We start from the raw sequence: 10,280 nt of genomic DNA, 5'->3' as shown, positions 1-10,280 counted from the left end.
GTCCCCGCGGGGCGCCAGATGCCCTTGAGGGCGAGGGTGTTCCAGCCGGTGTCGCTGCCGTCGGCCAGCGTGCCCGCGCCGCCCGTCCGAGCGCCTGGCTGTGGGTTGCCGGCGGTGTTCTGGCGCTTGTCGTCCTTGCGGTAGTCGTAAAGGCTGGCCGCGGCTTCCCAGTCCCATTCACCGCCGCCGCGGCTCTTGACCGACAGGCCGTGCATGACGTGCAGCAGCTGCTCGCGCGTCAACGGGAAGTCGCCACCAGTCGGCGCGGTGAGCTGCTTGCCATCGATGACGACAGGCCCCGAATAGACGGGCTTGCCGCTCGCGTCGCGCAGCCAGCTCTCTGAATTGCCGTCTGAATCGTTGTGCCAGACGCCCATCACATAGCTGGCGCGCAGCGTGGGGCTGAGCTCATAAGCCAGCTTGATCTTCACGTGGTCCTGCCGGGTGCTGTATTGCGTGGCCGAGCCCAGCAGATACCAGGGCTGGCCATTGCTGTTGGGCACCAGCACGGCGCCCGTCACCGGGGTGCCGTTGGTGACCACGGTGCCCGTGCTGGCCAGGCGGTTGGCGAAGGTCAGCGGCTGGCCGTCGCTGTCGGTGCGGTTCACGTTGAGCCACCAGCTGAGGTCGCCGGCGCGGTCGCCTACCGAGGCGCTGGCCTGCCGGGCGCGGTAGTTGGCCTTGGTGCCATAGAGCTCGAAGGGCTGGGACACATAGCCCAGCTTGGCATGGGCCTCGAACTGGGTCGGCATGCGCGTCACGTAGTCGACGACGGCGCCGGCCGAGTTGCCGGGGTAGGCGGCCGAGAAGGGCCCGTACATGACGTCGACGCGCTCGATCTCCTCCGGCGTCACCAATCCCCAGCGCGGCGGGAAGGACAGGCCGCCGACGCCGTTGCCCAGATAGTTGGACAGCAGCATGCCGTCCGCGTAGACGCCCGAGCGTGCGCTGTTACCGGTGCCCGAGGCGCGGCTGGACAGGATGGCGTGGTTGTAGTCGCCGATGTAGCGCTTGCGCACCAGCAGGCTGGGCAGGTACTTCAGCGCGTCTTCCGAGTCGGTCGCGTTGATGCTGCGCGCAATGTCTTCGCGCGTGACGGTTTCTCGAGTCGTTGGGATGTTGGTGGGCAGGGAGCTGGGTGCAACACCCTGCACGCGGACGAGGTCGAGCTTGTTGCGCGGCGTCGGCGTGTCGGGGTCTGCGGCGGCAACTTGGGCCGGAGATGAGGCGTCGTCGCAGTCGTCACAGGCCTGCGCGGCTGGCCCCACGGACAGGACGACGCAAGCGGCGGCCGCGCGCGCAAGGGTGGATTTCTTCATGGAAGGGCTGGATCTGGGTCGCGCCGGCGCCCGGTGCGGGCGCCGGCAAAACGCCGGGCCTTGATGGCCGCGGCGGCGGATGACTCAGATCGGCCCGGGTGGGGCGCGTGCGCTGGCGGGGCGCCAGGCGTGGGCAGTGACGGGCGCGGTCCAGAAGCGCTCCGGAGCTTCCAGCACCAGGTCGTCGCGCAACCGCAGCTCGGGTGTCGCGGGAGGCTCGATGAGGTCGGCGGCGCCCAGATGGCAGGCCGGGCAATGGCCTTTGGCCAGCAGGTCCAGCGCGGCCTCAATGGGCTTGGGCTCGGCGGCATTGGCGTTGGACGCCGGCGCGCGGCAGACGTCCTGCCAGGCCGAAAAGTCGCCCCGCGCATGGGCCAGGGCGGCGCTGACGCCAGGTGCCAGCACACCCAGCAGGAACACKGCCACGAGCCACCAGACGTGGCGGCGGGCGCGGGCATGCGTCGGGGCTGACATGGGGGGATTCTAGGTGGCAGCGCCTGCGCGCAGAATGGGGCCACCGCGGCCTAACGCGCCGGACACAGGGAAGCGAGATGAAGCAATGCATGAACAGGCGCGGCCTGCTGACCTGGGCTGGATGCCTGGCCGTGGGCGGCGCGCGGGCCGACGAGCCGGCCAAGCCCAAGCCCAAGCCTACCCGGCCGCCGCTGGAGCGCGTGGCGCCTGACGCTCCACTGGGCCGCCTGCTTGATGGCAAGGAGCCCCGGCTGTCCGACTACGAGGGCAAGGTGGTCGTCGTTAACTTCTGGGCTTCGTGGTGCGGCTATTGCCGCGAAGAATTCCCCTATCTGGACCGGCTGCAGCGGGCCGCTGCCGACCGGCTGCAGGTCGTGTCGGTCAACACGGAGGAGCGCGATGTCTTTCGCAAGCTCTCCCGCGCGCTGGCCGAGCATGTGCAGCTGACGTTGAGCTACGACCCGACCCAGGCCTGCCAGAAGGCTTTCGAGGCGCCGGGCTCGCTGCCCTACACCGTTGTGCTGCGGCGCGACCGCAGCGTCRCGGGCATCAAGACCGGTTGGGGCGAGAGCAGCCTCAAAAGCCTGGTCGACACCGTCAACGCGGCGCTGGTGGCAGGGCCTGCCTGATCCGGTGCCGCCGCCGCGTCACGCGGCAAGCAGCTCGGCCAGCGCCCGTGCCACCACCTGGGTCGCGCGCTTCAGGTCGTCCAGCACCAGATGCTCGTCGGCCCGCTTGGCATTGCTCTCCAGCACGGTGCGCGGCCCGGCGCCGTAGATGGCAGCCGGAATGCCGTGGGCGGTGTACAGGCGCACGTCGGTGTAGAGCGGGGTGCCCGAGGTCGGGATGGGCTCGCCGAACACGGCCTCGCCGTGCCTTCGCAGCGCGGCCACCAATGGCGTGGCGCCGGGCAGCGGCTTCATCGAATGGGCCAGCAGCAGGCGCTTGATGTCGAGCTTGATGCCGGGGCTCGCGGCGACGGTGTTTTCAATCAGCGCACGCACCTCGGCCTCCACCGCGGTCGGGTCTTCCTCGGGAATCATGCGGCGGTCCAGCTTGATGACCACCTTGCCGGGCACGACATTGGTGTTGCTGCCGCCTTCGATGCGGCCGACGTTCAGATACGGGTGGGTGATACCGGCCACTTCGGAGCGGCGCATCTTCAGCACGTCGTTGTGCGCGTAGAGGGCCGTCAGCAGCTTGTTGGCGGCCTGCAGCGCGTCGATTCCCGTGCTCGGATAGGCCGCGTGCGAGGCCAGGCCGTGCAGGGTCACTTCCATCTGCAGGCAGCCGTTGTGGGCGGTGACGACCTGGTAGCTGAAGCCGGCGGCGATCAGGTAGTCGGGCTTGGTGAGGCCGTGCCTGAGCAGCCAGCCGGGGCCGAGTTCGCCACCGAATTCCTCGTCGTAGGTGAAGTGCAGCTCGACGGCGCCCTTCAGCGGCAGGCCCGAGTTCTTCAGAGCCAGCAGCGCGAAGGTGTAGGTCGCGAAGTCGCTCTTGCTGACGGCCGATGCGCGGCCGTAGAGCTTGCCGTCGACGATCTCGGCCCCATAGGGMTCGTGCGTCCAACCTTCGCCCGGGGGTACCACGTCGCCGTGGGCGTTGAGCGCAATCGTCGGGCCGTCCTCGCTGAAGCGATGGCGCACGATCAGGTTGGTGACGGACTGCATGCCGGCCGCATGCACCTCGGCGGCGGGCACGGTGTGCTTCTCTGCCTCGAAGCCCAGTTCCGCCAGCAGCTCGGCCGTGCGGTAGGCGTGCGGCGCGCTGTTGCCGGGCGGGGTGTCGGTAGGGATGCGGACGAGGGCTTGGAGGAAGCCGACTTCGTCGTCGAAGTTCTCGCTGATCCAGGCATCAATGCGGTTCTGAGTCATAGGGTGTCGATCAAACGTTCAAACGCCCGGATGGACAGGTCGGCGTCATCCGCCGTCACCGACTCCAGCGGGTTGTGGCTGATGCCGCCATTGCCGCCGCGCACGAACAGCATCGCCTGGGGCAGCAGCTCGTGCAGCTTCATCGCGTCGTGGCCGGCGCCCGAGGGCAGGCGGTGGATGGGCAGGCCGAGTTCGGCGACGGCGGCCTCCCAGCGCGACTGCCAGGCGGCATCGCTCGGTGCGGCATTGGCGGCCAACGTCGGCTGCAGTGTGAAGCTGAGGCCGCGGCGCAGGCAGATCTCGTCGAGCTTGGCGCGCACGTCGGCGTCGAGTGCGTCGCGGGCTGTGTCGGTCGTTGCGCGCAGGTCCAGGCTGAAACGGCAGCGACCGGGGATGACGTTGATGGAGCCAGAAGGCACTTCCAGCATGCCGACCGTGCCGACGACGTCCGGCACCGCTGCGGCCCGCTGTTCCGTGAACAGGATCAGCTCGGCCACGCCCGCCGCGGCGTCGCGGCGCTGGCCCATGGGCGTTGTGCCGGCGTGGCTGGCCAGGCCGATGATCTCGCCGGTGTAGCGGCGGCTGCCGTTGATGCTGGTGACGATGCCCAGGGGCAGGTCCAGGCTGTCGAGCACCGGGCCTTGCTCGATGTGGACTTCGACAAAGCCGAGGTAGCGCGACGGATCGCGCCTGCAGCCGGCGATGGCGTCGAGCGTGCCCGGCAGGCCGGCCGCCTGCATCGCATCCCGCAGCGTGATGCCGGCGGCGTCGGTCTGGTCCAGCCAGGCTGCATCGAACCCGCCGATCAGCGCGTTGGAGCCCAGGAAGTCGGCGGCGTAGCGCTGGCCTTCTTCCTCGGAGAAGCCCACAACCTCGAGGCCAAAGGGCAGACGCTTGCCGGCGCGATGCAGCTCGCGCACGACCAGCATGGGCACAAAGATGCCCAGCCGCCCATCGAAGCGGCCGGCGCGTCGCACGGTGTCGTAGTGGCTGCCAGTCAGCAACCGCTTGTCGGCGCCCGTGCCGTTGTAGACGCCCACGACATTGCCGACCGCATCGCGGCTGACCTCGTCAAAGCCGCAATCGCGCATCCAGGCCATCAGCTGCTCGGCAACGGCCGTGTGCGTGGGCGTGGCGTAGGTGCAGGTCAGAAAGTCCTCGGCCTCGCTGTGAACGGCCAACTGGGCGGCCCAGTCCCACACCTGCTCGCCCAGCTCGGGCCGAACGCCAAATTTGTCATTCAGTCGGATCTCCGCGATGCGATGGATCTGGCGCAGGCACTCGGCGCGCTCCAGGTCGGGGTGGGCGCGCAGCCGGCGCTCGAAGGTCGCGATGATCTCGGCGCGCGCGAAGCCCGTGCCACGCGGCCCGCGCACCGCCAGGATGAAGGGAAAGCCAAACCGCTCGTTGTACTTCGCATTGAGCAGTTGGAGCTTCTCGAACTCCTCGGGCGTGCAGGCCGTCAGCCCGGCTTTCTGCTGTTCGTTCGTCGACTCGGCCGTCAGCTTGCCGGCGACGGCGGCCTTGCCGGCCAGCTCGGGATGGGCGCGGATCAGGCCGAGCTGTTCATCCACCGTCGCTTCGCGTACGACACGGGCCAGCGCGACCTTCAGCGCAGCCAGCGACTTGAACGGGCGTGCCGCGGCAGCGCGCTCGGCGATCCAGGGGGAGTGTTCGTAGGTGCCGTCCAGCAGCGCGACAAAGTCCGCGGCGCTGGCGTTGTTGAGGTCGTCGAGTTTCATCATTCCCAGACGAAGGCCGTCTTGGCGTCAAAGGGGTGAACGGTTTTCCAGTGTCGCGCGATGTCCAGCCGCCTGCAGACCCAGACGCGGTCATGCGCCTCGATGTGGTCCAGGAACTTCTGCAGCGCGCGCATCCGCCCCGGGCGGCCAAGCAGGCGGCAGTGCATGCCGATGCTCATCATCTTCGGGCTGTCGGCGCCCTCGGCATAGAGCACGTCGAAGCTGTCACGCAGGTATTCGAAGAAGGGCTCGCCATGGCTGAAGCCCTGAGGCAGGGCGAAGCGCATGTCGTTGCAGTCCAGCGTGTAGGGCACGACGAGGTGCGGCGCCAGCTCACCGTTGGTCTTCCTGACCTGCAGCCAGAAGGGCAGGTCGTCGCCGTAGTAGTCGCTGTCGTAGTCGAAGCCGCCGAAATCGGCCACCAGGCGGCGGGTGTTGGGGCTGTCGCGGCCGGTGTACCAGCCCAGGCCATGCGGGTCACGGCCCAGCGTCAGGCGCTTGAGGCTTGCCATTGCCTGGGCCATGTGGGCGCGCTCGGTGTCCTCGTCGATGTTCTGGTAGTGCACCCAGCGCCAGCCGTGGGAGGCGATCTCGTGGTTGAGCTCGACGAAGGCCTGGGTCACTTCGGGCGAGCGCTCTAGCGCCATGCCCACGCCGAAGATCGTCAACGGCAGCGCGCGCTGCTCGAACTCCTTCAGCAGCCGCCACACGCCCACGCGCGAGCCGTACTCGTAGATGCTTTCCATGCTCAGGTGCCGCGCCGGGAAGCTGGGCGGGTTGGCCATCTCGGACAGAAACTGCTCGCTGCCGGCGTCACCATGCAGCACGGAGTTCTCGCCGCCTTCTTCGTAGTTGAGGACGAACTGCACGGCCACCCGGGCGCTGCCGGGCCATTGCGCGTGGGGCGGGTTCTCGCCATAGCCGACGAGGTCGCGGGGATACCGGGGCTGATGGGGCGTGCTCATCCCTACACTTTGCATCAATCGACGGAGATTCCATGGGCAAGCTCACAACACATGTTCTCGACACCGCCAATGGCTGCCCCGCCGCCGGCATGGCCGTGCGCCTGTACCGCTTCGACGCCGAAGGCCCCAAGTGGCTGCGCAGCCTGCACCTGAATGGGGACGGCCGCGCCGACGGCCCCCTGCTGGACGGTGCGGCCCTGACAGCGGGTCGCTACCGCCTCGTCTTCGAGGTGGCTGCGTATTTCCGCGCCCTTGGCACGGTGTTGCCGGAGCCGGCTTTTCTGGACGAGGTGCCGCTGGACTTCGGCATTGCTAATGAAGACAGCCACTACCACGTGCCGCTGCTGGCATCGCCTTGGGCTTACTCGACCTACCGTGGCAGCTGAACCGCTGATCCTCGTCACGGTCGCCCGCACCACCGGCAGCGTACCGCGCGAGGAGGGCGCCTGGATGGCGGTGACGCCGGATGGCATCACCGGCACCGTGGGCGGAGGCCACCTGGAGTTCGACGCCATTGCCCGCGCCCGCCGGGCGCTGGATGGCGACGAACTGGAGGCGGAGGTACGCTATCCCCTCGGCCCCAGCCTGGGCCAATGTTGCGGCGGCGTGGTCTGGCTGGCCTTCGAGTGCGTCGCAGCGGGCGAAGATCTGGCCGCCCATGTCCCCCGGGCACCGCAACGGCCCCTGGCCCTGTTTGGCGCCGGCCATGTCGGCCTGGCCATCGCCCATATCGCCCGCGAGTTGCCCCTGGCACTGCACTGGATCGACAGCCGCGAGGGCCAGTTCCCTGTGGAGCCGCCCGCGAACAGCTGGCGCCAGGAGATCTGCGACCCACCAGCCGATGCTGTGGGCGACCTCGCATCCGGCTCGGCCGCCCTCGTCATGACCCACAACCATGCCGAGGACTTCGAGATCATTGCCGCCTGCCTGAAGCGCCAGCGCGAGCGGGGCGACCTGGTCTTCATCGGCATGATCGGCAGCCGCACCAAATGGGCGAGCTTTCGTCAACGCCTGGAGGCCCGCGGGTTCACGGAGGCCGACCTGGCTCGCGTCGTATGCCCCATCGGGGTGCCCGGCGTGGCGGGCAAACAGCCGGCGGTCATCGCAATTGCGGCGTTGGCACAGGTTCTTGCATTGCCGTGAACTAAATCGCGGCACGCGGTGTTACAACGCCGGCGTCGAGCTTTCGGCACCTTCGGATGCAGCCAATACTCCCGGGCTGCAGGATCAATTTTGCTGTTTGCACTCATGCGCCCCGACACGGAGATTTTGATGGCCCAACCCGTTCTTTCGACGCCGGCGGCGGCGCCTGCTGCGGTTGGCGCGTGCACGAAGAATTGACATGGCGTTGAACGAGAAGCGGGCCGGACTGTCGACCGCGCACAAGCTTGGGTTGGCCTTCGGCTGGCTGGTCATGCTGACGGTGGCGCTCGGCGTGGCGGCGCTGCAATCGCTGGGGCAGGCACTCATCTGGAGCCTGCTGATCACCAGCCTCCTGTCCGTCGTGGCGCTGGCCGTCGTGCTGTCGCGTGCGCTGCTGCGCGAGCTGGGCGGCGAGCCGCGCGTCGTGGCGCAGCAACTGCAGTATGTTGCCCAAGGTGACCTGACCCACCACGTGCCCGTCAAACCCGGCGACCAGGCCAGCGTGATGGCGGGTCTGGCGCAGATGCAGCAGCGGCTCATCACGGTTGTCGCTCAGGTGCGCGAGGGTGCCGAGAGCGTGGCCATGGCCAGCGCCGAAATCGCCACCGGCAACACCGACCTCTCCCACCGCACCGAGTTGCAGGCCGCGGAGTTGCAGCGCACGGCGGGCGCGATGGAGACGCTGCGCCAGCAGGTGCTGCTCGGTGCGGACCATGCACGCGATGCCAGCAGCGTGGCCACGACGGCTTGCGGCGTGGCCGAGCGCGGCGGTGCCGCGGTGGGCGGGGTGGTGGACACCATGCAGGCCATCAGCCACGGCTCGGCACGTATCGCCGAGATCATCGGCGTCATCGACGGCATCGCCTTCCAGACCAACATCCTGGCGCTCAATGCCGCGGTGGAGGCGGCTCGCGCGGGTGAGCAGGGCCGAGGCTTTGCGGTCGTCGCCGGCGAAGTGCGTGGCCTCGCGCAACGCAGTGCCAACGCCGCGAAGGAGATCAAGCAGCTCATTGCCGACAGCGGCGAGCAGGTGCAGCAGGGTTCGCGGCAGGTGGACGGCGCGGGCGAGACGATGCAGCAGGTGGTGGACGCCATCCAGAAGGTGGACCGCATCGTCAACGAGATCAGCGCCGCTGGCGCCGTGCAGGCCAGGCACGTGAACGACGTGGGCGAATCCGTCGGCCAGATGGATCGCAGTACGCAGCAGAACGCCGCCCTGGTGGAGCAGAGCGCCGCCGCCGCCGAAAGCCTGCGCGATCAGGCGCAGCAACTCGTCGGCGCCGTTGCGTTCTTCCGGCTGCACGCGGCCGGCAACCCCCAGGCCCTCATCGCCGACATGCAGGCGCGCCTGGCACAACTCGGTGCGCCCGAGCTCCGGGGCACTGAAACGTCAGGCGGCAAGCAGGTGCCCGGCCTTTACTTCGGCGCGCGCAAGCTGAACAACGACTACGAGCTGGTGGACGACCTCAAGCGAAAGACCGGTGCCACGGCCACGGTGTTCGTGAAGTCCGGCGACGAGTTCGTGCGCATCAGCACCAATGTGCTCACGCCCGAGGGCACGCGCGGCGTGGGTACGCCGCTGGCGCGAGCCAAGGCCTACGAGACGATCAGCCGGGGCCAGTCCTTCAGCGGCGAAGTGGAAGTGCTGGGCAAACGGTTCGATGCCTGCTACAGCCCGATCAAGGACGGCCGCGGTGCGGTGATCGGCGTGGCCTACGTCGGGTTCAAGAAGGGCTGACGCCAAGGCGCCGCTGCTGCATACACTTCCGCCCTGTCGCAGCGGTGTCGGAGGCGTTGAGCCTGCGCTGACGCGACCCCTGGGCCCCACAGCACCCGCCGTGGTGGGGCCGTGCGAGAACACCACCGCTCATGRATATCTACCTCCTCGACTGGGCCAGCCTGCTGCTGCGCTGGCTGCACGTCATCACCGTCATCGCCTGGATCGGCGCGTCCTTCTACTTCGTCTGGCTGGACAACCACCTCGTCAGGCCGACCGCCGATGACCTCAAGGCCAAGGGCGTGGACGGCGAACTCTGGGCCGTGCACGGCGGCGGCTTCTACAACCCGCAGAAGTACATGGTGGCGCCGGCCAACCTGCCGCAGGACTTGCACTGGTTCTATTGGGAGAGCTACTGGACGTGGATGAGCGGTTTTGCGCTGTTCGTCGTGCTCTACCTGTGCAATGCCAGCCAGATGCTGATCGACCCGCGCGTCCATACCTGGGGCGCGCCCTGGCAGGCCGTGGCGGCGGCGCTGGGCTTCCTGGTCGTCGGCTCGGCGGTCTATGACATCGCCTGCCAGGCCCTCGGCCGCACCAAGGATGGGCAAATCGGCAATGACGGCCGCGTGATGGCCGTCGTCGCTGCCTTTGTCGCGCTGGAAAGCTGGCTGGCCTGTCATCTCTTCGCCGGCCGCGCGGCCTTCCTGATCGTCGGCGCGACGCTGGCCACCATGATGACGGCCAACGTGGCGCACTGGATCATCCCGGGCCAGAAGAAGGTCATCGCGCAGATGCGTGCCGGCCAGAAGCCCGACCCCATCTATGGCCAGCGCGGCAAGCAGCGCAGCGTCCACAACACCTATTTCGGCCTGCCGGTGCTGATTGCCATGCTCAGCAACCACTACGGCATGCTGTACCAGCGGCCGGACAACTGGCTGGTGCTGTGCGTGTTGATGGCCGCGGGCGTGTCGATCCGCATCTTCTTCGTGAAGCGGCACAAGGGCGTGAACGGCTGGGATTCGCTGGGCCTGGCAGCGTTACTC

10 protein-coding genes are annotated in these 10,280 nt (G+C 68.3%); 5 read left to right on the top strand and 5 right to left on the bottom strand.

Translation table 11 applies throughout. The annotated features are described in order from the left end of the window. On the bottom strand, positions 1 to 1,319 hold a 1,319-nt coding region (locus ACXJKR_RS14930; RefSeq protein WP_457323497.1), incomplete at its 3' end, for a TonB-dependent receptor plug domain-containing protein. Positions 1,320 to 1,403: 84 nt separating this feature from the next. Beyond that, positions 1,404 to 1,793: a DUF2946 family protein gene (locus ACXJKR_RS14925; RefSeq protein ID WP_457323496.1), complete on the bottom strand. Its 390-nt coding sequence runs from the start codon at positions 1,791 to 1,793 to the stop codon at positions 1,404 to 1,406. A gap of 89 nt (positions 1,794 to 1,882) precedes the next feature. Between ACXJKR_RS14925 and ACXJKR_RS14920 the strand changes: the two genes are divergently transcribed. Then, the gene (locus ACXJKR_RS14920) at positions 1,883 to 2,422 is read left to right on the top strand and encodes a TlpA disulfide reductase family protein (protein WP_457323495.1); all 540 of its coding nucleotides are present in this window, start codon (positions 1,883 to 1,885) and stop codon (positions 2,420 to 2,422) included. An 18-nt stretch (positions 2,423 to 2,440) separates the two neighbouring features. Here ACXJKR_RS14920 and ACXJKR_RS14915 read toward each other — a convergent pair whose 3' ends face one another. Genes ACXJKR_RS14915 through puuE form a run of 3 tightly spaced genes read right to left on the bottom strand, consistent with a single transcriptional unit; the run spans position 2,441 to position 6,374 of the window. Beyond that, entirely contained in the window at positions 2,441 to 3,667 is a 1,227-nt protein-coding gene (locus ACXJKR_RS14915; RefSeq protein WP_457323494.1) for a M20/M25/M40 family metallo-hydrolase, read from the bottom strand. Further along, positions 3,664 to 5,412, bottom strand: coding sequence for a 2-oxo-4-hydroxy-4-carboxy-5-ureidoimidazoline decarboxylase (uraD, locus tag ACXJKR_RS14910; RefSeq protein WP_457323493.1), 1,749 nt, complete (start codon positions 5,410 to 5,412; stop codon positions 3,664 to 3,666). Before uraD ends, ACXJKR_RS14915 begins: the two co-directional genes overlap by 4 nt. Next, positions 5,409 to 6,374, bottom strand: a complete 966-nt coding sequence (gene puuE, locus ACXJKR_RS14905) for an allantoinase PuuE (RefSeq protein WP_056192736.1) — start codon at positions 6,372 to 6,374, stop codon at positions 5,409 to 5,411. The genes uraD and puuE overlap by 4 nt, the downstream gene beginning before the upstream one ends. A gap of 32 nt (positions 6,375 to 6,406) precedes the next feature. On the opposite strand from puuE, the gene uraH reads away from it, so the two are divergent. From uraH to ACXJKR_RS14885, 4 genes are all read left to right on the top strand, one after another. Further along, complete coding sequence (gene uraH, locus ACXJKR_RS14900) at positions 6,407 to 6,760, top strand: hydroxyisourate hydrolase (protein ID WP_457323492.1); 354 nt, start codon at positions 6,407 to 6,409, stop codon at positions 6,758 to 6,760. Next, on the top strand, positions 6,750 to 7,517 hold the full coding sequence (xdhC, locus tag ACXJKR_RS14895; protein ID WP_457323491.1) for a xanthine dehydrogenase accessory protein XdhC: 768 nt from the start codon (positions 6,750 to 6,752) through the stop codon (positions 7,515 to 7,517). Before uraH ends, xdhC begins: the two co-directional genes overlap by 11 nt. Positions 7,518 to 7,716: 199 nt before the next feature. After that, complete coding sequence (locus tag ACXJKR_RS14890) at positions 7,717 to 9,255, top strand: methyl-accepting chemotaxis protein (protein WP_457323490.1); 1,539 nt, start codon at positions 7,717 to 7,719, stop codon at positions 9,253 to 9,255. A 131-nt stretch (positions 9,256 to 9,386) separates the two neighbouring features. After that, positions 9,387 to 10,280, top strand: an 894-nt coding sequence (locus ACXJKR_RS14885) for a urate hydroxylase PuuD (RefSeq protein WP_457323489.1), incomplete at its 3' end; no start/stop codon positions are given.

Source organism: Roseateles sp. P5_E11 (assembly GCF_054049355.1).
This window is presented reverse-complemented; position numbering and strand designations above follow the sequence as displayed.